Below are 24,515 nucleotides of genomic sequence, written 5' to 3'. Positions count from 1 at the left end.
TCATCGGTCATTGCGGCCATCAGAGAACCTTTCGCGCGGTGAAATTCCAGCTTCCGTTGACGTGGTTCGCCCGCGCGTGGCGCTTCATCATCAGCGCGTAGCGCGAGGCGGAGATCAGATCGTCGCGTTCCTTGACGATCCTGCCGTCCTTGCGGTGATAGAGGCGGAACTCCTCAAACCATTCCGTGCAGGTGGAAAACACCTTCCAGCGCCCGGTCTGCATCCGCTGCAGCATGTCGGAGAGCCCCGCTTCCACGCCGTTGGTGCCGTCGTCGAAGGTCGCGCGCTCCGGTAGAAGGGCCAGCCCCTGTGCGCGGTATTGCGCCGCCAGTTGCTCGCCGCTGCCCTTGTCGTGCTGCAATCCGTCATGCGGCCAAGCCCAGGGCATCGCCGCGCCCCAGGGTTTCAGTGCCGCCGCATGGATGATCGGCGTCGCCTCCCGCTCGCGATAGATCTTCGTGACATGGAATACGTCCGCGTCCCGGTCCCAGGCACAGCCCGCCGCCGCGAAAGGATGGTCCCAGCCGAAGTCGAGCCCGCCGATCTGCACCCAATGCTTCGGGATTTCAAAGGGATCGATACGAATGCTCTCCTCTGTCACGGGAAAGATCCTGCCGGATCCGAGCGCCGGCACGCCCCTGGTGCGCGCCTCGCGCTCATGGGCGGGGTAGCTGTCGATCACCCTTTGGCGCTCCTGCGGCGTATAGTGCTCAGCATCCTCGATCGTCATGGTGATGACCGCGCGGTCCGGCGATTTTTCCATGAGGTACCTGGCCACGACCGCGCTCAGGCCCCTGAGTGGCGTAAAGGTGACCGCGATCGCGCCGCGCGTCGCATTGGTGCGGGTGATCCCCTCGAAATAGACGTCTTCGGGCGGCTCCTCGTCGAACCAGACATAATCCACGGTATTAGCCTGCCATTTGGCGCGCCCCTGTTCGTAGGCCTTGAAGAGCAGGGTCGAGGCTCTGCCCGAAACATGCCGCACCGTCACGCTGTCGAGCGCACCGGAAGCACCGGCGCGGCGTGTCGTCGCCTTGATCGCCGCCTTCGGGAGAAATCCGGTGCCCCACTCCTCCTCATTCAGTGGCGGACCGATCAGCAGCCGTTGCACGCCGTCGCGGGTCAATTCATAGGATTCCGAGCCCGCCAGCATGACGATCGGCCGGTCGAACCGCCGGCCCTGCCACCAGTCGGGATAGCGCCCGGTCAGATGCATCGCCGCCTCCGCTGCGCCGGCCAGCGTCTTGCCGAGCTGGTTGCCCGCCATGAACAGCCTCTCGCGAAAGGCCGCGCCCGCCGCATGGAACTCCCGCTGCTTGGCATAGGGCCGGTAACCGGCGAGGACATTCGTTCGTTGCCGCCTGTGGAGCTCCGCCATCAGCAGCATCTGTTCCCTGAGCATCGCGGAAAGGCCGGACGCAATGGTCCCCTCGGATGGGTTGGATACGCTCATCCGTGATCATGCCTCTATATGCTGCGAATTGCCGTCGTAGCCGGCGTAAGCTTAGCTTCGTCTTTGCTGGACTGCGCCGGAATAAGATCAATAATGTCCGCATTGCCGCTGACATACGTAGCGCCGATGGGAGAAAATCATGATCGAAGGCCATTGCCATTGCAGGGCGGTCCGCGTCGCGGTCCCCGTCCGCCCCGAAACGCTCGGCGATTGCAACTGCTCGCTCTGCAGCAGGCTCGGCACGCTTTGGGGCTATTATCCTTCCAGCGAGGTCAGCATCACCGATCCTGAGAAAAAGCTCGTCGGATATGTCCAAGGCGACAGGACCCTGACCATGCATCACTGCGGCGTTTGCGGCTGCATAACCCACTGGTCGCCGGTCGGCCGCAGCTCACGGCGCATGGGGGTCAACATGCGCGTCTTCGAGCGTTCGGTCTGGGAAGATATCCCGCACCGCCTCATCGACGGCGCGAGTTGGTGAAATCGGCTCTGTTTGTCTCGGGCCTTCAGATTCTGCCCATCAAGAGCAAGATCAACAGGACCACGACCAGAACGCCGAGAATTCCCGAAGGGCCGTAACCCCAGCCGGACGAGTAGGGCCAGGCCGGAAAGGCGCCGATCAAAAGCAAGATCAGAATAATGAGGAGGACGGTGCCAAGCATATTGCGGTTCTCCCTTGCACAATCGAAATTTCCGCGAACGAAATCACGCGCCAAACCGAGTTTCTGCAGCGACTTTTGCGCGCCTCCAAAGTCGTGGGTGCGCTACAAAGCACATCGTTCATTCTACCGAATGCGAAAAGGCAGAATATGTTCCACGCCCCTCGCGACCCATATATGGGCAACACTCAATCAGAAGGCGCAGTTTCCTTCGAAGCCCGGTCTTCATTTTCCGAGTTGTCACATCAGGAACAGCGAGGCCGCGTGAAAGGCCCTTTTATCTAGATGTTCTCATATGCGTGAGATCATGCTAATTTTCTCGTTTTCTCGGAGGGGAAACCGATGCCACGTATTGCAAATCTTTATTTCAGAACGGCGATTGTTTTTTTGATCCTCGGCATTTCGATCGGCCTGCACATGTCGATCACAGGCAACCATGCCGCAACGGGCGCCCATGCCCACGCCAATCTGCTCGGCTGGGTAACCATGGCGATTTTCGGCGGCTATCACGCGCTCAATCCTCGAAAGGCGGCAAGACGGCTGGCCATGATCCAGTACGCCGTCTACACCTTCGGCGTGACCATGCTTATCCCATCGCTTTACCTGCTGCTCTCCGGAAACACTGCCGTGGAGCCGATCGTCGCCATATCGTCGCTCATCGCCTTCGCCGGCGTTCTGCTCTTTGCGGTCATCATCTTCTCGAGCAGCGAAGCGTCGGTTTCGGCAAGGGTAGCGCCGACTCACTAAACTGAGGCCTGTTGAGATTCATAGGTGAAGGTCGAGCCGCTTGTCGTCTCCCTCCTTGTGGGGGAGAATATATGCGGCGGCCCTCGCCTCCGCTTCTGCGTTCGTCCGCGGCATCGTTTTGGGCATGCGAAGGTCAAACCGTTTATTGCGTGCCCCAAGGCAATGGTCCCGCGAGAGGATCAGATGTGTATATACCCTATAGAGCTACACTTTCGCAGGCGGCACGCGCTTTCGCAGGCCGCCTGCCCTCTTCCTTAGTGAAAGCAACGGCCGAATCGCAGCGTCCAGCGCGCGGATCCGGTCGATGATCTGTTCGTCTGACAAACCGTCAACCCCGCCGGTTGCGGCACTCAGGTCCTTCGGCAGAACCGACGCGACGAGCTTCAGATAGGCTTCCGGCTTCTCCTCGCGAATACGAGCGATGACGTTGACACCATGCCGGGCGAAGTCCGCCTGCACGGCTCCCAGAAAGCTGCCTCCCAACGGACTGCCCTCACCTCTCGCAGCCGGCGTTCCCGCCGCGTCGTCCGGCGCTTCCGCTCCCGGCGTGGCGCTTTGATCATTCATTAAGAACCTCTCCGCTCGTCGTTATCCCGGGGCCGGCAACATACGCCCGCAACTTCTGCAAATTATTTCCATCTTATACAATCCATAATTGCGCCAGAATCGCGGATCAGATGAGGTGCAACGGGACTGCACCACCGCGATTATCGAAAAGTTAACCGCCACACCGGGGGGGAACATGCGCCGAAACTTTGCCACCGCCTTTATCATTGCCGCCTCGACGGTCTCCGCCTTTGCGGGGGAGCCGCGCGAACCGCGCTACTTCGTGAAAGCCTGGCTTCAAATGGCCAACAGGAGCTTCGAGCACACGACCGGCTGGTGCGGTGGAGAAGATGATTGTTTCGTGCCGATCGGTGAGCACGTGATCCGGTTGCGGGAGATGACGGCCTCCTCGTATTCGCTCAGCTTTTGGACCGACCCCTCGCAGCAGGATGCCTGCTGTGTGACCCGCACCGGTTTTCCCGCGCTGCGCCTCTGGAGCGGGCGTCCCCGCGTCGTTCCTCTTTACTACACCCCGAGAATATCGGGCGATCCGGGGCGAACACCCCTCGGCAAACTCGTCATAGCCGTCGAGTATCTCGGCAAGCCCAACGCGGCGCCCGAGCCTCCGCGACTGTAAGCGTCTCCGCGAGGAAAACATGCTGCGTGCACTCGTCTTCATGCTTTTCGCCACCGCTGCAGTCTCCGCGTCTGCGGCCGGGCGAACCGGCGACTCCCGCTTTCTCGTCAAGGCCTGGGTCCAGAAGTTCGACAACAGCTTCGAACATGTGACAGGCTGGTGCGACGGCAATGATCTCTGCACCCTGGAACTCGCCGGTCACGAGCTGCGGCTGAACTTTTCCTTACCGGAAACAGCTATCGCCTCCGCGTCCACACCGATCCTGACGCTCCCGCCCCCCTGTTGCGTCTTCGCCGACGGAACGGAAGAAGCATTCATCGGAGACGGAACGCCGCATGCCGAGATTCTCTACTACAGGCTCCCGGCGCAGCTGGCCGACAAAGGCCCCGTCGAATTCGGAACGCTCTACATCGCACTCGAAGATCTGCGCTGATGCGTTCTTGTTCCGGCCGGCGATGCCGCCACTCGCTCAGTGCCGATTGCGGCGTCTGGATCATGCGAGTTTGGGATCGACGCGTCGTCACGCCGAATCCGCCTCGCGGATTCGGGAGACGCGGAAGGCGCATCGCCGGCCGTACACGGCGCCGCGGCGTTTGGAACGCGCAGCATCGCCGTGAACCATGAATCGGAAGTGAGGGAGCACGCCGCGCCGGGGGGAGCGCCGGACGCTTCGAGATCGCCTCTGGAGGATCAGAGCAGGACTGCAATCCCTCATCTCTGTGCTTGTCACAGAGATCCAGCAGCGCCGCGTCTGCGGCGCGGGAAGAGTTCTTCCAGCCCAAGGACTTGGTCTCGCTGGATCCTATGACGAGCACAGTGATGAGGAGATCAAACAAGCCGCGGCGGGTACTCCGAAATCTCACAAGTCACGCTGCCGAAGCCGGAAGAGGATAAAATTCCTATCCTTGATTTATGGAATAGCGCAACTGCCCCTCGGTGCGCAAGCCTTCGTCACGTGAACCGCGGTCGTTTTTCGAATTACCCACGGGAAATCATTTCTATGTCCTACAGCGGACCGCAGAAGGTGAGTTCGTCTGCTGCGGCCGCGCGCAGCCCGGAAGAGGCTGCTCAAATTTTGTTGTACAAACGTATATTATAATTTCCTTGCATAAGACATTGGCCTCTGCTTCAATCCAAGCAGGCTGATGCACAAGGGCTTGGGTATATACTTCGATATTTGATGCCTCGCAGGAAAGGCTGCAACAAATTCGCCATCGGTGCTCGATGTCGGGTGGCGCTGCGTGCCGAGGCGAGAACACATTGCTTTGAACGCTTATTTTTAAAGACTGAATTTTAGTCCCGCATTCCGGTCGTTCCGGGGAACCACAGCTGCCCGCGATGCATTTTGCCTTCCCGAGAGAAGGAGCTTTGTCCATGCGCAATCATTGGATCTATGTCGCCATCGGCTTTATCGCCGGTGCAGGCCTATTTGTCACAACCGCCTGGCAGCGCACACCTGAATCGTCCAACCAGTTCGCCACCGTAAAACTCGAGAAGACCGACCGCCTCCAGGGCGGCATCCAGACTTCGTTCGTCATGGAGCGTTTCGGCCCTGCGCAAGCGGTTGAATGACAGTCGTCAAAACAGGGCGTTCACCAGCACTGGTCTGGGCTAGCTGCCGGGTCGACGTGAGCCCTTGCCTTTCGCCGCCGGATGCGCAAGTTACTCGCGCCGGCGGTTTCCGGCACGGCACGACGATCGAGGAAGCCTGCGTTGAACTCAGATAACAAACCTGACGGCGAAATTAAGGTCGAGAAGCGGACGAACGGGCGCTGGGCCTTCGTGCTCAGCTATCGCGGCGTCACTTATCCGGCGGAGGGTCAGTTCAGTACCCAGCTTCTGGCACAGTCCGCGGCTTACGTCGCCATGAAGCTTCTGCGGAACACACGCTGAGGCATTCCCAGCACGGCAATTGTCCAGCACGTCAATTGTAAGGTGAGTTGCACCGCCGGCGTGCGCCATCAAAGGGCTGAAACGTATCGTCCGACAAGCGATACGAGGCGTAGCGCTCCTGGCACCAGCGAAGATGCGCATTGGCGTCGAACTGCACCCTTTGCCTCTGGCGCAGGCGCGATCTGTCCACCGCTCCGGGCAAAGGTCCTCCTACCGTCGCACCGGGGCCTATGCCGATATCAGGAGCCCTGCCGCGATAGCGGGAGCCGTAGTTCGGATATCGCTGTTGCAGGAAGTCGCGGTATTCCCTCTCGATGAAGAGATTGTGGTTGCTGCTGCCCGCGGGACGACCGGCGCAAATTCCCGTGCTGCACGTCTGGGCTTGTGCCGGCAGCATACCTATCGATGCGGCAATCACCGCTAAGGCGAGCGTTGCTGAAGCTTTCACGGACCTCACCTTCTTTCTGCTCGGAGAAAACGATCCGCCTCGACATGCTCGTTCGAGGCGGATCCATTGAAAGCATTTAACCTCAATCGCCCAAAAGTGCAGCGGTTTTGGGACAACGGCATGCCCGGCATTCTTGCGCGGCGGATGATAAGGATAATATTCCTATTATGGAATAAACGAATTATCCTTCTTCCCATATTGACGCAAGCCCTTTTCAAAGAGCAGGACATTCAGGCCCCGCTTCAGCCAATCCAATTGGGCTTCCGGCATCATTCTTAACCCTTCGTAATCCATCACGCAGACATTGAAGACGGTGGTTTTCACCTGCCGCCCCTCCTCGCATCCGAGCAACAGGCCTTCAAGCCGCATCATACTCTCCGCCGCGTTCTTCGCTTTCAACGCGCGAGCCTCGCTTGGCTCGCCCGAGTGCCCTCTTACGTGATCGATCTGCTGGGCCCTGACGCTCGGAAAGGGAATGCCCGTCAAATGATAATAGCGCACCATCGTCGCCGCGTAGTCGTCGCCCGCCTCCCGCTGCTGCTCGGTGATCCGACCATCGAGAAACAACCGGCCGAGCGTGTAGCCGGCAAGGGCGCCTCTGGTCTCGAGGCCATGCATGCGCTTGCGCGCTGCAAGCGCCACCGCCATCGCTTCCTTTTCGCTTTCCTGTTTGGACCACTCCGGCTTTATCTTGCCGCAGGCAAAGCGCTCGGCATTGGCCTTCCGCGGCCGTCCGAGTTGTGCCTTGCGCTTTGCACGCAATTTCTGGGCCTTGGTCAACATGGGAATCCTTTCGAGCGTGGTGATTGGGACATCCGTCGCGGACGACCAGCCGTGAAGCAGCGGGACGGGACGGTATCCGAGGTGAACTGAGGGTGGATATGGAATGCGAGCCCGCCACCAGGCCCGGCTGAAGGTGTCATCTCAGGAAGCTGTTCCGCTTCCGGCACCGCCATCATTCACGACCGCAAGCACGGTCGTGTGGTCTCGATGGAAGATGCGGCCGATCCCCGCCAGCGAGAGATCCCGGCGGCGCTCATAGACCGCGCGCATGCAGGCATGCCTCGGCTTCACCAGCCGGCGCTCCCGGCGCACGCTGATGATGTCGTCCCAGCTCACACCGGGAAAATCCTCGAGCACGGCGGCAACGATCTCCTCGATCGGCGCTCTGTCGCCGCCGTCCTCGTTCGACGCACCGGTATCGCGGCCGCCAAGCAGGATTCGGGCCTGCGCGAGCAGCCGGGCTCCCGCATCGGCAAGATCGGCTTCCAGTCTCGCAATCCGCCGCCCTTTCGCTTCATCGTCAGAAGCAAGGTCGGCCAACTGCCCTTCGAGTTCTTTGATGCGAGCAGATCGGGCCGCCGCGTCGCCCGGGCGGGCCAACCGCTCCCGCACGGCCAGATAGTGCCGCGTCTGCCTTGCCAGTTCAGAATTCTCCACCATCGCTTCTCCTACTCCCTTTCCGGCGCTCCCAGCAGTCACGGAGCAAGCGCAGCCGCGACTTGACTTTATCAATGACATCTATAGTGTCGCGTTGTCAACATGATTTGTGTTCTCAACATTGCTATGTCCGTGTCATGAGCGAAAGAGCTGAAAGATTGCGCGAGGCGCGCGTCAAAGCGGGCTATCGGTTCGCCTCCGACGCGGCGAATGCCTTGGGCATCGTCGCCTCGACCTATCGCGCCCACGAGAATGGGCAGAATGAGTTCGAACTCAGCGAAGCCGAAGTTTACGGACGCAAGTTCAACGTCGACCCGCTTTGGCTGCTGACCGGCACCGACCGCCGAATCCCTACAGGCTCGGCGCTTGGCTCGACAATGACCGAAATCGACGTACCGAACGCCCGGATCGGCGCCAAGGTCATCGGCCAGGGGGAAAAGATCCCGGTCTTCGGTCAGGCAGTCGGCGGGGTTGATGGTGAATTCATAATGAACGGCAATGTGTTGTACGAAGTCATGGCGCCGCCGATACTCTCGGATATCTCGGGCGCCTATGCGGTCTCGGTCTCAGGCGATTCGATGTATCCGCGCTACGAAGACGGCGAGGTCTGCTTCGTCGATCCGAGCCGGCGCGTCCGGAAGGGAGACTATGTGATCGCCCAGATTCGGCTGGAGGAAGGCGGCGCCCTGCTGGCCTATGTCAAGAAATTCGTGCGCCACAACAGCTCCGAACTGGTTCTCGAGCAGTTCAACCCTCACAAGGAGCTGCGCTTCGAAGCCAATACCGTTCACTCGGTCCATTATATCGCGCTCGCCGGCAACGCCTGAGCGACACGAACTCCGTTACGATCTCCTTTCGTTTGGACGGCACCTCGACGACATCCTCGATGCGGCGGTCAACTCAACACAAAACGTGTTGACATGTATCGTGTCAGGTGCAATGTTGAGTGAACACAGGGAAAAATTGCGCGGCGGAGAAACGCCGGCAGTCAATCGAGGAGAATAAGACCCACATGTCCCTCCCCCGAATCAGATCCGATCTTCATGGCCAGGTCGACGAACTCTTCGCCGCCGATTTCCTCCGTTCAAGCGACGCGCAGAACCAGATGGCGCTCAAGTGCTTTCTCTCCTCCGCCTATTCCAGCCTGGCTTCGCTCGCCTGGCACCTTGGTGCAGATGGACATGTTTTCCAGCGTGAAGCTCAACCCGCGACGGACCTCGTCGACGATGCCTTCTTCGCACTCAATCGCGAGCGCGAGTTCGGCAGCGGCGCCGATGCGAACCAGGTGCAGCGGCAGCTCGGTACGCACAATTCCCGCCAGCAGTTCGGAGGCGCCCTGTGATCCCCGCCGAGACATACGCCGTCAATCGCCTTGGCTCTCGGCTATGAGCTGGCCGAAGCGGCGGCGCACGACAGTCGGCAGGAACGGAGATCCGGCGCGGAGTCGTCACAGGCCGCCCTACCCGGTCTCAGGCTTGTATCCGCCGGGCTTGCAGCACCGAACGCTGACCGTTGAACCGCCCTGGACGATTCAATCGTCGTCGGGAGGGCACGGCCATTTGCCGGGCGCGGCCAGACCCGATGGCAGTTTGGTCGCGCCGTCACCGCAGGTGAGATCGACCTGCTCCTGTGTGAGTCCGGACGCGCTGGAAAGGTCGACGCCCTCTATCCTGGTCAGAAAGAGAAAGGCCCGATCCAGATCGATCGGCCCTTCGAGCACCGCACCGCTCAGCTTGGCGCGCGAAAGATTGGCCATGGAAAAACGCGTGCCGGTCAGCACAGCCTTGTCGAAATTGGCGCGCCCGAGTTCCGCCTTCTCGAAGTCGGCGCCTGTTAGACGCGCTCCGGTAAAATCGCTGCGCTGCAGTTCCGCACTCGCAAAGGAGGCGTTTTCCGCAGAAATCGCTGAAAAATTGCCCCGATAGGCCTCGACCCTGCTGAAATTCGCCTTGTCCGCCCTCGCCCCGGCAAGCGAAGCGCGAACGAGCGTCGCCTTTTCGAGATTTGCGGAAGTGAGATTGGCCCCGCGCAAGTCGGTCATCGTGAAGTCGGTGTTGAACAGATTGCTCCCCGGAAGGTCGCTGCCGCCAAGCATGATCTGCTTTTTGTTGCAGTCTTGCCAGTCGATCCCGGCTCTGGCTGAGCTCTTGCAATCCGCCGCCACGGCAGCGCTGGAGGCCAAAGCCGACACCGTGATTGCCACGGCGAAGAACGCTGCCCCGCCCGAGCTGTTCGTTGTCATGCCAAGCTTCTTCATATCGCTGCTCCTGGACCGGGCTGCAGTCAAAAAAACAGCCACTGCACCGAACCGCCGCAACGAAGCCCTGGAATCAATAGGTTACGGCGAGCTCGCATGTCAGAAAAGAGCGGCAAAGAGCGGCGCCGTCAATAGCCGATCTTCGCCCTTCCCCGTCGAGGGTCGCAACGCCTGTATGACCAAGAGCCTCCCCCCGACGGAACCGGGCCGCCATGGCCTCGAGGTCAAGCCTCGACGCCCTGGATGGCGGATACCTGCCAGTCGGCGCCGGGCTTGCGCTGAAACGTCCATATTTCGACCGCTTCGGTCGGCCGATCCGCATCGCCGCTGACGACGCGGCCGGTGGCTCGGTCGCGCACCACGTCGACGCTCTCGTAGCGCATGGCAACGGTCGCGTAATCGCTACCGTTTTCCTTCCATGCCTCGGCGAGGTCGCCCTGGACGAGGTGGACGTCACGGACCTCGTTCTTCAGGCCCTTCGTTGCGTTGTCGCTGAGCTCTTCCGCGAGGTAGGACATGGCTTCCGCCGTCGTCAGCCGGCGCAATGCCGCATAATCTTCCGCTCCGTAGGCAGCCTGCACATCTCTGAGCATCGCCTCGAAGCGATCGAGATCCTCCTGGCCGACTGTGATTTCATCGCCATCTCCGGAAGCCGGTGCGGCAGCGGACGATCGCGTCGCGAGCGACGCCGCGCCGGCACCGCCCGTACCTTCACCGATTCGAGGAATGCGGAAGGATGGCGAGCTCGCAGTCGCCGCCGAAGAGCGGCCGGATGCCGAGGGCGCCGAATAGGCAGGACGCTGATTGCGGCCGAAGAAACGCATCGCAAGGGAGATCAGCAGAACGACGAGGCCGACCTGCAGCAGCAGTCCGAGGAAGCCGATGCCGCCGCCGATACCGTGGCCGAGCAGCATGCCGATCAAGCCGCCCATCATCAGACCGCCGATCATCGATCCGCCGAAACCACTGAAGAAGCCCGGGCGCGCATTGGTCGTGCGATTCTGCGCAGCGGGGTTGGTGGAGGTCGAAGGCTGCGCGTTCTGACGCGGCGTCATCGTCCGGTCGATCGGCGCGGCCGGCGCGGGCGCCGTCCGGGTTACAGGCGGGGTGGAAAAGGTCCGGCTGCCGCGTGAGCCGAAGCCACCCCCCGCCCGCCTTGCATCGGCGACATCGGCTAGTGTCAGTACAGATGCCAAACCAATCGCCGCAATGGCCATAACTCGTCCGAAACGCTGCATTTCCATCCTTCCCTATTTCGTGACCGCAAAGAGGTCATAGAACGCCATATGGAGCCGGAAGTGCCGGAATTTAAGTCTGCCGCTGCGTCTTTCGCAGAATTCGGAGCAGTTTGAGGATCCTCGCTTTTAAAGTTCGCTTTGGAGGGGCGTTTCCACGAAAAACAGCCTTTAAACATGATTATCTCAATCAACTTTGTTGCGGCATTCTGGGCGACAGAATAAGCATAGCCGCTCGTTTAGCGCGTTCGTCCGGTGTCCTTTCCAGAATGGCCGACGGCCAGCGCGGCGATCTCGGAATATCTGGCTGGACAATGACTATCGAAAAAAAGGGCGACCGCTTTCACATGTACCTGCGGCACCGCAGGTCCCTGATCGACTATGCCGCGCCGCTGCTGGGATCGAAGGACGATGCCGAGGATATCGTGCAGGATGCCTATCTTCGCTTCGTGCGGGAAACGGCAGACGAGCACATGCCGCCGAAGACCTACCTGTTTCGCATCGTGCGCAACCTTTCGTTCAACAAGCGGTCGCGGCGAAAGCTTGAGAACAACGTCGTCGAGTCCGCGGATATACCGTGGTGGGCGCTGCCACAGGCCGTCGAGACGCCGGAAGCCCAATTCCTGATGTCCGAGGCCGCAGACCGGGTCGCCCAGGCGCTCGGAGCTCTTCCGGATCGCATGAGACGGGCATTCGAACTGTACCGCTTCGAGGGGTCGACTTTGAAGGACATCGCCGAAGAACTGAGTATCTCGATACCGACGGCCCATCGCCTCGTCAGGGACGCCATGGAGCACTTGAAGGCAGGCCTCGACCATGACGAATGAACGTTCGGTACATCTGAAAAATGCCGATCTCTCGCTTGTCTATCTTCAAAGTGAGCGAGATGCAGACTACGCGCAGCTGGATGATGGAACCATGACGCCTGACGACAATGCAGCGGAGCTCTCGAAAGAGGCGACGGACTGGCTCATTCGCATTCGCGAAGCGCCCGATGATCCCGAAATGCGTTTGCGTTTCGAACGATGGATCACCACTTCCCGAGACCACAGGCGGGAATGGGAGAAGACCTGTCGGCTCTGGTTGTCCGTCGGAGCGTTGCCAGCCGCGTGGGACAAGCCCTCGGCGGACAGTTTCAAGCCCTCCCGGCGCGGCGGCCGAGCAGCCCTGGCGATCGCAGCTTGTGCGATGGCCATCTGTCTTCTCGTAGCGTGGGTTCCCGGTTTGCTGATCGTCCTGCAATCGGATTACCACACTGGGACCGCGGAGACTCGCTCCCTCGAGCTCGAGGACGGCAGCACCGTGACTTTGGCGCCCGGGAGCGCGATCGCCATGGACTTCGGTCAGAGTCGACGCAGCCTCAGGCTGCTTCAGGGCGAAGCCTACTTCGATGTGGCGCACGATCCCGCGCGCCCATTCGTCGTCGATGCCGGCGGTCTCGAAATCGAAGTTCTCGGCACGGCATTCGACGTCATGGTCGATAGTGAAAGCACCCGGGTAAGTCTTGAACGGGGACTGGTCACGGCCTCTCCGTCCGGGCAGGAGGCATCTGCTGAGCGGCGTCTCACGCCCGGGAAAGCGCTCGTCTTCGACCGCGATGCGCAGGGTATGACGACCTCCGACATCGACGCGGCGTCTATCGGCGCCTGGCGACAGGGACGCCTTCACGTCGTTAATGCCACCATCTTCTCCGTCGTGGAACGGATTCAACGTTACCATCCAGCCTGGATATCCCTGCCGGATCCCGTGCTCGGCAGCCAGCGGGTGACGGGCATCTACGACCTCACGGCGCCGGACGAAGCGCTCGGCGCTCTGGTCGACCCTTATGGAGGCAAGGTGAGGAGAATCTCGAGCTTCGCCCGCGTCATCTCTCGCTTCTAAAATATGACATCCGCTTTCAAGTTTTTTTCATGACCCCGTGAAAAAACCGATCTGCCGCTTTGTCTATTTGGTCGACGGCACCGGGGGCGGTGCCTGTGACAAGCAGAAGAGTGGGCATTTCATGGCATACGGGGCAGCGTCAAAGCGCGACACACAATTCACCACAAGGTACCTTCGCGGTTTCCTTCTATCTACCTCGGCAGCAATCGCCGTGGTCTGCACTGCGCCGCAACTGGCGGCCCAGGAAATCGCGGCCACACCGCAACAATCGCAGGCGGTCCGCAACTTCGATATCCCGTCGCAGCCGCTGGCCTCGGCCCTCGCCCTGTTCAACCGCCAGTCAGGCATCCAGATCAGCCAGGCTGCAGCGGGCAGGACCTCGAACGTCACCACCCGTGCGGTGCGCGGAAGGATGACGCCGGAGCAGGCGCTGGCGCAACTGCTGGACGGCACCGGTGTGCACTATCAGTTCACGGCCAATCGCGCTGCGGTCATCGGCCCCGCAGGAGACGCTGGCGCGCCTGGCTCGGAGGAAGGCGCGACCGCTCTGAAGCGGATTGTCGTGACCGGCAAAACCGGGCGAAATGCCAATTCGGGCACCGGCTTTCAAGGGACACCCGACTGGGTATACGACGAACCGGCTTCGGTCAGCGTCGTCTCGCGTGACGCGGTGCAGAGCCGGGCGGCGCGCAACGCCAACGACGTGCTCGACTCGGTTGCCGGCGTCACCAGCAACCGTTCTGAAGCGCAGAACCCCGGCATCGCAATCAATGTGCGCGGCCTCCAGGATCAGAACCGGGTCACCACCATGATCGACGGCGCGCGGCAGGATTTCCAGCGGGCCGGCCACGGCGCCAGCCAGCGGGTTTATGTGGACACGGCATTCCTTCGATCGGTGGAGGTCGAGAAAGGCGCAGTCGCCGGCGTCGGCGGTGCGGGCTCGCTGGGCGGCGCGGTGAATTTCCGCACGGTGACGGCCGACGACATCATAAAACCGGACCGGGATCGGGGCGTCGAACTCAATGCCGAGACCGGCACCAATGCCTACTACTTCAACGGCTCGCTGATCGGAGCTGCCAGATTCTCGGAGGACTTCTCGGTTCTCGGCGGCGTCAGCCGCAAGCGGGTCGGCGACTACGACTTCGGCCAGAACGGCAAGTCCCCGCTGCTCGATCTTGCCGTCACGACCGCCGTCGACGATTCCTTTCTGTTCTCGCGTCTCGAAACCTTCGGCACGCTTCTGAAAGTCGAGGGCTCGCCGTCGGACGATTTCAGCTTCGACCTCAGCTGGCTTCGCAACGACTCGGAGGCGATACAGGGCGGGCTCGTCTTCGGCGACCTGCGCGACGACCCGCAGAACTACCTAAACAACACCGTCAGCTCCTCATTCGAATGGGATCCCGACAGCGAGCTGATCGACCTCAAGGGCCGCCTCTGGTACAACAGGGTGGTCAATGACGAGCTGCGCGACTACACCCCGAGGCTCCCCATCACCTATGCGATGACCAGCTTCGGAGGGAGCCTCGGCAATACGAGCCGTTTCGAAACGGCGCTGGGCGACCTCTCGCTGAATTACGGCGGCGAGGCCTATTCCGACGACGGCAAGACGACCACGCCGCCTCTCGTCGACGACCAAGGCTTCGACGAGGCCTACGGCTACAAGGGATTGAACCCGGTCGGCCGCCGGTCGATGACGAGCGCGTTCCTCAACGCCACCCTGGAGCATGACGATTGGCTGGAGGTCGGTGCCGGCCTTCGCTACGACCGATACCGCCTGAAGGGGTTCACGGAAGTCGGAGGGAGGAAGCCGCGCTACATCGTGGTCCCTGGAGTGTGCGGCTATTTTTATGACGACGGCGAGTGCGCCTATTACGACGAGGACCCCGTTTACGGCGGCGGTGAGGCGGTCTTGGAACGGGTCGATATCGACAAGTCCGGAGGCGCGCTTCTTCCGTCGGCGCGGATCGCCGTCATGCCCTTCGAAGGAATTCAACCCTTCGTTACCTATGCGCATACCTACCGGCCGCCATCCGTGATGGAAGCGCTGACGTCGGGCGGACATCCCGGTGATGCCATCGCCACCTATATCCCCAACCCGTACCTCAAGCCGGAACGGGGCCGGACATGGGAGCTCGGGATCAACATCGCACGGGACGGGCTGTTCACGGCCGGCGACAGCCTGCGCCTCAAGACGGTCTACTTCGACAGGACCATTCAGGACTATATCACGCTTGGAAATGGTTACTTCGCCACCTTCGACAAAAACCTCTTCCAGCATGTCAATCTCGACGGCGATACCACGATGAACGGGGTCGAGATCGAGGCGAGCTACGACATGGGATCAGCCTATGTCGGCGCCTCCTATACCTATCTGAAAACCGATTACGCCGACACCTACAGTTACTCCGGGCCGACCGCGTCCGGGACCCAGCTTGCAGCGAGTGGCAACACGCCGGTGCCATCGGTTCTGTTCGTCCCGCCGGAAAACAAGTTCACGCTCGATGCCGGCATCCGCCTGTTCGAGCGGAAGCTGGTTCTCGGCGGACGCGCGACCTATGTCAGCGATTCAAAGCCCACGGTGGGCCAGCTGGCGGGCCTGTTCAACACCGCCGGCTACAAGATCTTCGACATCTACGGCTCCTACAGCTTCTCGGACAGCGCCAAGCTGCGCATCGCCGTCAACAACGTTACCGACGAGCAATATGCGCCGGCATTGGGTGCCTTTTACTATCCCGCTCCGGGGCGGACCGCGACGGTATCGCTGCACTTCAAGTTCTAGAGTGGTTCGAGTGAAGCGGCCGCGCCCGATTGCCGGTTCATCGAGCGAAGCGGATGCCCCTCATCCCGCTGCCGCGACCTTCTCCCCGTTGCTGACGGGGAGAAGGGACAAGCCTCGGCCTCACCGCTCGCTCTTGAGGGGCTGAGGGGTAGAGCGGCGCCGCGAGTCCCCTTCGCCCCGCTCGCGGGGAGAAGGTGCCGGCAGGCGGATGAGGGGCGAAGTTCCGTTCGACATGCGTAACGTGGGGCGCATCTATCGCTCCCGTTCAATCGAAACGAAAAGCCACTTCGGGAGACAAGACATGGGACAATTGCTCACAGCACACTGTCGCAGGATCAACCTGCGGCCATCGTCCAGAACCAAGGAAAACTCACCATGGTCGCAACCATCAATCTGACAGCAGCAAGCGCCAACCTTCTCAACTATCTTAAGGGCTGGGCCACCAATCTGAATTACGAGGGCAACGGCCAGTTCGACTCGACGCTTCCACCCTACGATGAATGGGCGGGTGGCCAAGTTGATATCGCCGGGAGCCGCGGCGTCATTCTCGAAGGCAATTTCTCTTATATCATCCCTGCCGGCTTTACGGGAACGGTCGACAGCCTCGAATTCGGCAGGGGCCTCACCAGCTCGTCCTCATCGGGCTTCGATCTGGCGAACACCGACCTGAGCATCGATCTCGGCGGCGTGAGCCCGTCCAAAACCTTTACCGGCGCTATCTATTCGCTGACCCACAACAGCAACGTCGACGCGGACCCGCTGGCGAACTTCACCGGGGTTACCTCGAAAAGCGGAAAGCAGCAGGACGGCCTTTTCGACTATCTGGGAGAGGTCGGCACCGTCCAGAACGGTACCTCCGGCAATGATTGGCTCTACAGCTTCGACGGCAACGACACGCTGAACGGCGGCGCAGGCCGCGACCGGTTCGTCTTCGACCGGGACATCGACGGTGCGCTGTCGTCGACGATCGGCAACGACGCCGTCAACGGCTTCACCGCCGGTGCCAAGGGCGACATCGTGCGCCTCGCGCTGCAGAGCACGGCCTTCGACAGCTTCGCCGAGGTCTATGCCGCCTCATCCCAGGTCGGCGCCAACACGGTCATCAACCTCGGCGCGCTCGGCGACATCACCTTGAACGGTGTGACCAAGACTGCCCTGGTCGCCGGCAATTTCGAATTCGTCGCTTGATCCCGCGGACTCGAAATCAGCATGTTTGGAATCTCCAAACGGACGCCGCCGCAGCTTAAGGCTGCGGCGGTGATTCCGGCAGCCAGGACAGCCTTTACCGGGCTAGCAATCATCAGCGGCATTGTAAATCTGCTGGCGCTGACGTCTCCCTTGTTCATGCTGCAGGTCTACGATCGGGTCCTGGCAAGCCGCAGCCTTCCAACCCTTGTCGGGCTCGCCGTCCTGGCCACGCTCATGTACGGTTTCCAGGCGATGCTGGAGATCGTGCGCTCGCGCGCTCTGCTCCGGATCGGAGAAAGCTTCGACCATCGGCTTTCGGGGCGCGTGCATGCGGCGATCGTCCGTCTGCCGCTCGAAACGCGCATGCCCGGCGACGGGCTGCAGCCGCTTCGCGACCTGGACAATGTCAGGGGCTTCCTCGCCGGTGCCGGGCCGACAGCCCTGTTCGACCTGCCCTGGATGCCGCTTTACCTTGCAATATGCTTCCTCTTCCATTTCTGGATCGGGATGACGGCGCTCGTCGGGGCACTCGTTCTCGTGGCAATGACCTTGCTGACCGATCGTTTGTCAGTGCAGCCGACCAGAGACGCGACGCGATACGGCACCGACCGCAACGCCTTGATGGAAGCCGCCCGCCGCAATGCGGAAACCGTGAGGGCGCTTGGCCTTGAGAGGCGCCTGCAGCAACGCTGGCTCTCCGCAAATCATCTGTACCTCGAGGCGAACCGCCGTGTGGCCGACGTAGCCGGTGCCTTCGGTTCGGTGTCGAGGATGCTGCGGATGATCCTGCAATCGGCAATCCTCGGCGTCGGCGCATGGCTCGTCATCGAACAGCAGGTATCCGCAGGCGTCATGGTGGCAAGCTCGATCATGATGGGAAGAGCCCTTGCTCCCGTCGATCTCGCTATCGGCTCCTGGAAGCCTTTCCTGATGGCACGGCAGAGCTGGGACCGGCTCCGGAACCTGTTGCAACTTATCCCGCCCGCACATCCGCCAATGCCCCTTCCCGCCCCCAAATCGATACTGGCCGTCGAGGGCCTCACCGTCATTCCGCCCGGCTCCGGCGGGAAGCCTACAGTGGCCGGCGTAAGCTTTTCCGTCCCGGCCGGCGGGGCCATCGGGATCATCGGGCCAAGCGGCTCCGGAAAATCGACGATCACCCGCGCGCTGGTCGGCGCCTGGACCCCTGCCAGCGGCAAGGTGCGTCTTGACGGCGCCAGCTACGAGCAATGGGACCGTGAGGAACTCGGCCGGCACATCGGCTATCTTCCGCAAGGAGTCGAGCTCTTCGACGGGACCATCGCCGAGAACATATCGCGTTTCGAAAACAGTCCCGACCCGACGGCCATCGTCAAGGCGGCGCAGGCCGCGGGAGTTCACGATCTCATCGTAAGGTTCGAACAGGGGTATGAGACGCGCATCGGCGAGGCCGGCTCCGCTTTGTCCGCCGGACAGCGCCAGCGTATCGGTCTTGCCCGGGCGCTCTATAACGATCCCTTCCTCGTCGTTCTGGACGAACCCAACGCCAATCTCGATGCGGACGGTGAGAAAGCGGTGATCGACGCAATTCTGTCGGTGAGGAACCGGGAAGGCATCGCGGTCGTGGTGGCCCATCGGCCGAGCGCCATCGGTGCCGCAGACCTCGTCCTTGTCGTCGACAACGGCCAGGTCAAGGCATTCGGCCCAAGGGACGAGGTCCTCTCCCATGTTCTGAAGCTGCCGCCTCGCCAGAACGGCGACGCAACCCCTGCGGCAGCCCGTTCCTTTTCCGTTTCCGGGCGGACTCTTGCGCCACTCAAGGTGGTTGCGAACACCGGCACCGAACCAACGATAGCCGAAGCGGGCGATACGGAGAACGCCGATGTCAAGCACTGAAGCTGAGGCCGTTACCCGGTCCATCCGCCGGCACCTCGCGATCGGCATGGCCGTCGGCCTGGCACTGATAGGAGCTGCCGGCGCCTGGGCAACGACCACGCAATTGGCCGGGGCCGTGGTTGCGTCGGGAAATTTCGTCGTCGACTCCCATGTCAAGAAGGTCCAGCACCCGACCGGCGGCGTCATCGGTGAGATCCTGGTGGAGGAAGGCGACTGGGTAAAAGCGGGCCAGGTGCTGATGCGTCTCGATCCGACACAGACCAAGGCGAATCTCGGCATCGTGACGAAGCGCCTGGATGAACTCATGGCACGCCTGGCGCGTCTGGAGGCGGAAAGGGACGACCGCGGCGAGCTGGAATTTCCCGCGGAACTCACAGTCCGCGCGAAGGAAAGGGCCGTCGCCTCCGCCATCAATGGTGAGAGCAAGCTCTTCGAATACCGCAGACGGTCGCGGGAGGGGCGCAGGTCGCAGCTGCTCGAACGTATCGTCCAGCTCCAGCATGAAATCGCCGGCCTCGATGCCCAGCAGCAGGCTTACGACCGGGGCCTTTCGATACTCGATGCCGAAATCGCGTCTCTTCGGAGCCTGCATGAGAGAGGTATCGTGTCGGTGCAGCGATTGAACGAACTGGAAACGAGGGCGGCAACCTTTGAGGGCCTGCGAGGCGAAAAAATCGCTCAACAGGCCCAGGCGGCTGGCCGGATTGCCGAGACAGGATTGCAGATCCTTCAGATCGACGAGGATCTCAAGACGGAGGTCGGCCGGGAGCTGCGGGAGGTGCAGGCGCAACTCGGCGAATTCACCGAACGCAAGGTCGCCGCCGAGGATCAGCTGAGACGCATCGATATGCTCGCCCCACAGGGCGGCATCGTGCATCAGCTCAACGTCCATACGGTTGGAGGCGTGATATCGCCAGCCGACGTCGTCATGTCCATCGTCCCCGACAGCGACAGGCTGGCGATCGAAGCCCGCATACGGCCACAGGACATCGACCAGATCCAGCTCGGCCAGGACGTGGTGCTGCGGCTATCGGCTTTCAATCAGCGAACCACGCCCGAGCTCGGCGGCTCCGTATCCCGGATCGCCGCCGATCTTACGGAAGATCCCCGAAGCGGTCTCTCCTATTACGTCGTGCGCGTTGCCGTACCCGGAGCGGAATTGGCCCGGTTGGGCTCCCATGAGCCGCTCCCGGGCATGCCGGCTGAAGCCTTCATACAAACCGGCCAAAGAACGGCGTTCTCCTATCTGATCAAGCCCCTGTCGGACCAGATCAGCCGCGCATTTCGGGAAGAATAGAAGCCTGAAAGAACGCAGCCGCTTTTACGGATAGCGGATGGGCGCGATAAAGCCGAGTTCGAGCAGCTGCCTGGAACTCGAGAATCGCGTCGAGCATGCATCGGAAAAGTCGAATTCACCCGTCTCCTGAAGACCCTCCAGCATCTTGCGGTAGACGGCCGCAGCGTCGAAGTACTGCCCGTCGGCGACTGCCTGCTCGATCTTCTCTTTGTAGTCGGAGAAGAACTTGAAATGCAGCAGCACGCCGGAGACGGCGGGGAAATTCCTTTCGCAGGGCAAGGGCTGGTGAATGCTGACGCCCAGGCTGCATTCCTTGTCCCAGAAGATGACAGGATATTTGATGAGTTCGAGCAGATGGGCGAATTTGCGCTTGCGCGGGCCGCCCGTGATGCTGATCGCCCGCTTCGTATAGCTGATCTCGTATCCGGAGCCGTCGAAATGATCGGCGATTTCCCACGGCATGCGGCCGTCGTCGCTGTCGAGCGTGGCAGCCCCGAGCCGTCCGATCGGATACATGTCGAGCATGGGGGCTGCGAGGCGCTTTTCCCCTCTGCTCTCCAGTGCCTGCAGAAGCGCACCGAGCGGCCGGTTCTCGCAGTCCTCGTAAATCAGGAACTCGTCGGAATCGACATTGAGATACCACCGGTCCCAGCCATAGCGCTCGAAGAGAGCCTCGCGCCATTCACGCCCCCTGCGGGCATCGCGATACCGCACCGGCGAACTCCAGAGGTCCACATCGGCCTGCGCAAGCAGATAGTCCCGCGTCCCGTCCGACGATACGTCGTCGACGCAGATGAAGCGGGTAACGCCGAGCCCTCTGTAGTGCGCCAGAAACGACGGCATCAACTTGCGATCGTTATGCGTATTGAACACGACGGGAATGTCGTCTTTGCCGAGAGGCCTCTGGCCGCCCTCGGTCAGGCATGACATTTCGATCGGTCGCCTCCGCTTGCGAACACGCGCCGTGAGCTTGTAGGTCTCGTACCGGGTAAGCACGCGATCGAATATCCCTCTCCGATCCCGCTCACTCTCAGCTTGGCGAGAAGGATAGTGAAGATCTTTCAAGGTTCGCTCCGATCGGCCGCTGCAGGAGGATGCGTTTATCGGCATCGCCACGGGAATTCAACTCCGCCGCAACTCGCCCGCCGCAAGACTTCGGGCCAATGCGCTAGAACGCAAACGGATACCGCGGTCGCAGGCTCCGGGTCCCCAACTTGACGAAGTTCTTGAGTTTTCCCGGAATATGTTCGCGCCGGTCATAGGCCTCCAGGAGGTTCGCAGATCTGCGATCCTCGTGGAAGCGGGCGATCCACTCTTCCGTCAGATCGTCGCGCTGGACTGCCATTGATGTCTGCAGCTCCGCCGGTAGCGGCACCTGCAAGTGCTCCGCCAAGTGGCTGACGAATGGAATCGGATCCGCGGCGAGCTCCTCGTAGACGAATTCGGTAAATTCAACGCCGGTGAGTTCCAGATAGCTTTGCCAGAAGGCATAGCTGTCGCGAATGTAGAAAAAGCATTGGGCGATCTGCTCGAAGTCGTATTGGGGATTGGCCCTTCCCTCGACGTGAGCGGCAAAACTACGTGTTTGCCTCGCCCGCGCATAGGATATCGCCTGCCTCAGCGTATCCCTGCGCCGCAGGAATACGAGCGCAACGTCATGCATGGCGAGGCCATGCTGAATGAAATCCCTTCCATAGACCTCATGCGTCACAAAAAGCTGGTTCGGGAATATCTTCGAGCCGAAGACGCCGTTCGGCGTAGAGCACTTCCTGAGGAGTTCCTGAAAGAATGCGTCCCATGACAAGGCGCCGGTATCCAGCCGATGGATCTTGGGCGAGAGCCACTCGCTCGAGCGCCCCATATTACCGGCGCCATTGACGAGCGAACCCAGCCAGTTCGACCCGCTTCTCGCCTCCGTCAGGAGCAGATAACCTCGCATGAACTCTCCGTCCGAACTCGCTTCGAAGTCCCAGCCAGGCGGTCGTTAGAGATGAATATTGGCTTTTTTAGCACAAGCTGATGATCCGACGGTTCGAGACCATCCGAGAAAGCCGCCTTAGATTGGCTTGACAAATTCATTGGACGAATACACATGCGTGTGTATTGTCGCATCAGATGAAGAGCGGCGACATTATTGCAGCATTGCAGAAGGACGGATGGTACGAGGTTGCGACCAAGGGCAGCCACGTTCAATTCAAACATCCGAAAAAACACGGCCGGGTTACCGTTCCTCACCCGAAGAGGGATCTACCAATCGGTACCCTCAGGAGCATTGAAAAGCAGTCCGGTTTGAAATTGAGGTAAGACCATGCGCAACTATATCGGATTGATCCACAAGGACGCCGAGAGCGATTACGGCGTTTCCTTTCCTGATTTTTCCGGCGTCGTGACCGCCGGTGCCGACCTCGACGACGCGCGCGCTATGGCAGAGGAAGCCTTGGCCTTGCATATTGAAGGGCTGGTAGAGGACGGCGAGGCCATCCCGGAGCCCTCCTCCCTTGAAGTTGTCATGTCCGACGTCGAGAACAGGGATTGCGTCGCTATTCTCGTCGCGGTGAAAACCGAGGCAAAAAGAGCCATTCGAGTGAACGTTACGCTTCCCGAAGGTGTCCTGAAGCAGATAGATGCCTTCGCCGAAGCCCACGGCCTTACGCGGTCTGGATTTCTTGCTCGTGCTGCAACGCACGAGATCGAACGGGCAAATGACGGCCACGACGCCTATGCGTAATCCCGTTTGTCGGCTTAGGGCACTTCCAGCAAAAATGTGTAACGCTTTTCCATGCGGAAGCGCGTGCTTTCAAAAGCTTGGAACGAGTGTCCATGCCTTAAGCAAGGCATTGGTATCCGGCAAGCCATGAACGGATCTTTGAGAAGAAGAGAAGAATGGTGGGTGATCACGGGCTCGAACCGTGGACCCGCTGATTAAGAGTCAGCTGCTCTACCAACTGAGCTAATCACCCGACCGGAACCGCTTCGCAGCGGTCTGGTGGGGCGTATAATGGCGTTCGCCGGGCTTGTCCAGCGCCCTTTGCAAGTTTTCTGCAAAAATTTCAGCGCAGTGCATTCGTGCGTCCTTCGTGCCGCCACTTCAGACCGCCAGCTCCCCTTCGGCAAGTTTTACGGCATGGCCGCCTATCCGCGCGCCCGCGATCTTGCCCTCCGCTATGTCCAGATGCAGATGAATGAAGGAAGGGCGGCCCATTTCCACGCCCTGCTCGATCAGCATCGGATGATGGCCGTCGACCAGGCCGTCGAAGAAGTTGATGGCGCCGGAAAGAGCGGCCACGGCCGAGCCGGTCGCCGGGTCCTCGGCGAGGCCCATGCCCGGGGCGAACATCCGGGCATGAAAGCGGGCTGTATGGTTGATGCCGCCGCGACAGTAGAGATAGGCTGCCGCGAGCCGGCCTTCGGCAAGGGGTGCCAAGTGCTCCCAGCGCTGCGGATCGAATTCCACCGAAGCCGCCGCGCCGACGTCGCGAAGGGGTATCATGACGAAGGGAACGCCGGCGCTCCAGAACGACGGCACATGATTTTCAAAGCCGACCTGCGTCGTCTTGAGCGCAAGCGCGTCGGCGATCTCCTGCCGGTCCAACTGCGCGTGGAGCCGGATCGGTTTGCGCGGCAGGTCGAATTCGGCGAAGGTCGCCGCTCCCGGCTTCAGCCTGACGGCAGCGCGGACCGGCCCCACGCTTTCCTCCAGCACCTGCATCAGTTCGAGCGCACTGTTGGCCTCCCCGTAGGCCGCTTCCGCAATTGCTACGGCCGCTCCGACCGTCGGGTGCCCGGCGAAGGGCAGTTCGTGTGCCGGCGTGAATATCCGGAGGCGGGCGGAATGGGCGGCGTTGCCGGGCCGCAGGATGAAGACCGTTTCGGAAAGGTTGAACTCCTGGGCGATAGCCTGCATGGCTTCATCGGCAAGCCCCTCGGCCTCGAACACCACGGCAAGAGGATTGCCCGCCAGCCGCCTCTCGGTAAAGACATCGTAGATCGCGTAACGCCGTGCCATACATGTCCCCTTATTGGTCCGGGTCGCTGTGGGTTCGGTTCGGGTAGCGCGGTGTTACGAAGATCCCCTCTGCCGACGCCGCGACGTCGGGTGCAAAACTCTGCGGTGCCGCACCGCTCGCGACCTTGCAACGCCAGCGCCCCGGCGGCAAGGCAAAATGCCGCGGCAGCGTTC

At 61.2% G+C, this 24,515-nt stretch carries 27 protein-coding genes and 1 tRNA gene; 16 read left to right on the top strand and 12 right to left on the bottom strand.

The genetic code is table 11. The features are described 5' to 3' along the window. Positions 1–19: 19 nt before the first annotated feature. Positions 20–1,453 carry a terminase large subunit domain-containing protein gene (locus tag M1D43_RS02980; RefSeq protein ID WP_153313936.1) on the bottom strand — a complete coding sequence of 478 codons (1,434 nt, stop codon included), beginning with the start codon at positions 1,451–1,453 and terminating at the stop codon, positions 20–22. 139 nt (positions 1,454–1,592) lie between these two features. Between M1D43_RS02980 and M1D43_RS02975 the strand changes: the two genes are divergently transcribed. Further along, a complete protein-coding gene (locus M1D43_RS02975) occupies positions 1,593–1,934 on the top strand; it encodes a GFA family protein (RefSeq protein WP_153313937.1) in 342 nt (113 codons plus the stop codon). Between the two features lie 25 nt (positions 1,935–1,959). Here the strand turns inward: M1D43_RS02975 and M1D43_RS02970 are convergent, their stop codons facing one another. Further along, positions 1,960–2,115, bottom strand: coding sequence for a DUF3309 family protein (locus tag M1D43_RS02970; RefSeq protein WP_010969642.1), 156 nt, complete (start codon positions 2,113–2,115; stop codon positions 1,960–1,962). A gap of 339 nt (positions 2,116–2,454) precedes the next feature. On the opposite strand from M1D43_RS02970, the gene M1D43_RS02965 reads away from it, so the two are divergent. Further along, positions 2,455–2,859: a hypothetical protein gene (locus M1D43_RS02965; RefSeq protein WP_003530042.1), complete on the top strand. Its 405-nt coding sequence runs from the start codon at positions 2,455–2,457 to the stop codon at positions 2,857–2,859. Between the two features lie 204 nt (positions 2,860–3,063). Here the strand turns inward: M1D43_RS02965 and M1D43_RS02960 are convergent, their stop codons facing one another. Beyond that, entirely contained in the window at positions 3,064–3,426 is a 363-nt protein-coding gene (locus M1D43_RS02960; RefSeq protein WP_153313938.1) for a hypothetical protein, read from the bottom strand. Between the two features lie 175 nt (positions 3,427–3,601). Between M1D43_RS02960 and M1D43_RS02955 the strand changes: the two genes are divergently transcribed. The 4 genes from M1D43_RS02955 (at position 3,602) to M1D43_RS02940 (ending at position 5,935) form a co-directional block, all read left to right on the top strand. Further along, entirely contained in the window at positions 3,602–4,042 is a 441-nt protein-coding gene (locus M1D43_RS02955) for a hypothetical protein (RefSeq protein ID WP_153313939.1), read from the top strand. Positions 4,043–4,061: 19 nt separating this feature from the next. Next, a complete protein-coding gene (locus tag M1D43_RS02950; protein ID WP_234889485.1) occupies positions 4,062–4,475 on the top strand; it encodes a hypothetical protein in 414 nt (137 codons plus the stop codon). 941 nt (positions 4,476–5,416) lie between these two features. Continuing rightward, positions 5,417–5,614, top strand: a complete 198-nt coding sequence (locus M1D43_RS02945; protein ID WP_153313940.1) for a hypothetical protein — start codon at positions 5,417–5,419, stop codon at positions 5,612–5,614. Between the two features lie 141 nt (positions 5,615–5,755). Next, on the top strand, positions 5,756–5,935 hold the full coding sequence (locus M1D43_RS02940; protein WP_003530036.1) for a hypothetical protein: 180 nt from the start codon (positions 5,756–5,758) through the stop codon (positions 5,933–5,935). A gap of 31 nt (positions 5,936–5,966) precedes the next feature. Here M1D43_RS02940 and M1D43_RS02935 read toward each other — a convergent pair whose 3' ends face one another. From M1D43_RS02935 to M1D43_RS02925, 3 genes are all read right to left on the bottom strand, one after another. Next, positions 5,967–6,332, bottom strand: coding sequence for a BA14K family protein (locus M1D43_RS02935; protein WP_027989360.1), 366 nt, complete (start codon positions 6,330–6,332; stop codon positions 5,967–5,969). Positions 6,333–6,548: 216 nt separating this feature from the next. Next, on the bottom strand, positions 6,549–7,166 hold the full coding sequence (locus M1D43_RS02930; protein ID WP_153313941.1) for a hypothetical protein: 618 nt from the start codon (positions 7,164–7,166) through the stop codon (positions 6,549–6,551). 141 nt (positions 7,167–7,307) lie between these two features. Next, complete coding sequence (locus tag M1D43_RS02925; protein WP_153313942.1) at positions 7,308–7,826, bottom strand: helix-turn-helix domain-containing protein; 519 nt, start codon at positions 7,824–7,826, stop codon at positions 7,308–7,310. 134 nt (positions 7,827–7,960) lie between these two features. Here M1D43_RS02925 and M1D43_RS02920 point away from each other — a divergent pair, with 134 nt between their 5' ends. Together M1D43_RS02920 and M1D43_RS02915 are read left to right on the top strand one after the other, a co-directional pair. Beyond that, on the top strand, positions 7,961–8,650 hold the full coding sequence (locus M1D43_RS02920) for a S24 family peptidase (RefSeq protein WP_010969647.1): 690 nt from the start codon (positions 7,961–7,963) through the stop codon (positions 8,648–8,650). A 185-nt stretch (positions 8,651–8,835) separates the two neighbouring features. After that, positions 8,836–9,165 (top strand): hypothetical protein, encoded by a 330-nt coding sequence (locus M1D43_RS02915; RefSeq protein ID WP_003530030.1) that lies wholly within the window; start codon positions 8,836–8,838, stop codon positions 9,163–9,165. Positions 9,166–9,354: 189 nt separating this feature from the next. Here the strand turns inward: M1D43_RS02915 and M1D43_RS02910 are convergent, their stop codons facing one another. After that, complete coding sequence (locus tag M1D43_RS02910; RefSeq protein ID WP_153313943.1) at positions 9,355–10,080, bottom strand: pentapeptide repeat-containing protein; 726 nt, start codon at positions 10,078–10,080, stop codon at positions 9,355–9,357. Between the two features lie 224 nt (positions 10,081–10,304). Beyond that, positions 10,305–11,318, bottom strand: coding sequence for a Tim44 domain-containing protein (locus M1D43_RS02905; protein WP_153313944.1), 1,014 nt, complete (start codon positions 11,316–11,318; stop codon positions 10,305–10,307). A gap of 311 nt (positions 11,319–11,629) precedes the next feature. On the opposite strand from M1D43_RS02905, the gene M1D43_RS02900 reads away from it, so the two are divergent. The 6 genes from M1D43_RS02900 (at position 11,630) to M1D43_RS02875 (ending at position 20,335) form a co-directional block, all read left to right on the top strand. Next, positions 11,630–12,142 (top strand): RNA polymerase sigma factor, encoded by a 513-nt coding sequence (locus tag M1D43_RS02900; protein ID WP_013844615.1) that lies wholly within the window; start codon positions 11,630–11,632, stop codon positions 12,140–12,142. Beyond that, positions 12,132–13,196, top strand: coding sequence for a FecR family protein (locus M1D43_RS02895; RefSeq protein ID WP_153313945.1), 1,065 nt, complete (start codon positions 12,132–12,134; stop codon positions 13,194–13,196). The genes M1D43_RS02900 and M1D43_RS02895 overlap by 11 nt, the downstream gene beginning before the upstream one ends. A gap of 121 nt (positions 13,197–13,317) precedes the next feature. Beyond that, positions 13,318–15,975, top strand: a complete 2,658-nt coding sequence (locus tag M1D43_RS02890; RefSeq protein ID WP_153313946.1) for a TonB-dependent receptor — start codon at positions 13,318–13,320, stop codon at positions 15,973–15,975. A 375-nt stretch (positions 15,976–16,350) separates the two neighbouring features. After that, on the top strand, positions 16,351–17,163 hold the full coding sequence (locus tag M1D43_RS02885) for a calcium-binding protein (RefSeq protein ID WP_153313947.1): 813 nt from the start codon (positions 16,351–16,353) through the stop codon (positions 17,161–17,163). Positions 17,164–17,184: 21 nt separating this feature from the next. Then, a complete protein-coding gene (locus M1D43_RS02880; protein WP_153313948.1) occupies positions 17,185–19,038 on the top strand; it encodes a type I secretion system permease/ATPase in 1,854 nt (617 codons plus the stop codon). Beyond that, positions 19,025–20,335, top strand: coding sequence for an HlyD family type I secretion periplasmic adaptor subunit (locus M1D43_RS02875; protein ID WP_153313949.1), 1,311 nt, complete (start codon positions 19,025–19,027; stop codon positions 20,333–20,335). The genes M1D43_RS02880 and M1D43_RS02875 overlap by 14 nt, the downstream gene beginning before the upstream one ends. A gap of 24 nt (positions 20,336–20,359) precedes the next feature. On the opposite strand, the gene M1D43_RS02870 is transcribed toward M1D43_RS02875, so the two are convergent. Further along, on the bottom strand, positions 20,360–21,331 hold the full coding sequence (locus M1D43_RS02870) for a glycosyltransferase family 2 protein (RefSeq protein WP_318853501.1): 972 nt from the start codon (positions 21,329–21,331) through the stop codon (positions 20,360–20,362). 172 nt (positions 21,332–21,503) lie between these two features. After that, positions 21,504–22,274: a Stf0 family sulfotransferase gene (locus M1D43_RS02865; protein ID WP_153313951.1), complete on the bottom strand. Its 771-nt coding sequence runs from the start codon at positions 22,272–22,274 to the stop codon at positions 21,504–21,506. Between the two features lie 176 nt (positions 22,275–22,450). Between M1D43_RS02865 and M1D43_RS02860 the strand changes: the two genes are divergently transcribed. Together M1D43_RS02860 and M1D43_RS02855 are read left to right on the top strand one after the other, a co-directional pair. Then, on the top strand, positions 22,451–22,639 hold the full coding sequence (locus M1D43_RS02860; protein ID WP_003530010.1) for a type II toxin-antitoxin system HicA family toxin: 189 nt from the start codon (positions 22,451–22,453) through the stop codon (positions 22,637–22,639). A 4-nt stretch (positions 22,640–22,643) separates the two neighbouring features. After that, complete coding sequence (locus tag M1D43_RS02855; protein WP_153313952.1) at positions 22,644–23,063, top strand: type II toxin-antitoxin system HicB family antitoxin; 420 nt, start codon at positions 22,644–22,646, stop codon at positions 23,061–23,063. Positions 23,064–23,219: 156 nt separating this feature from the next. Here the strand turns inward: M1D43_RS02855 and M1D43_RS02850 are convergent. Both M1D43_RS02850 and M1D43_RS02845 read right to left on the bottom strand, forming a co-directional pair. Next, positions 23,220–23,295 (bottom strand) — tRNA-Lys (locus M1D43_RS02850). Positions 23,296–23,423: 128 nt separating this feature from the next. Then, the gene (locus M1D43_RS02845) at positions 23,424–24,341 is read right to left on the bottom strand and encodes a PhzF family phenazine biosynthesis protein (protein ID WP_153313953.1); all 918 of its coding nucleotides are present in this window, start codon (positions 24,339–24,341) and stop codon (positions 23,424–23,426) included. Positions 24,342–24,515: the final 174 nt, after the last annotated feature.

Source organism: Ensifer sp. R1-3, assembly GCF_056739175.1.
Note: the sequence above shows the minus strand (reverse complement) of the source record. Positions and strands in the feature narration are given on the sequence as shown.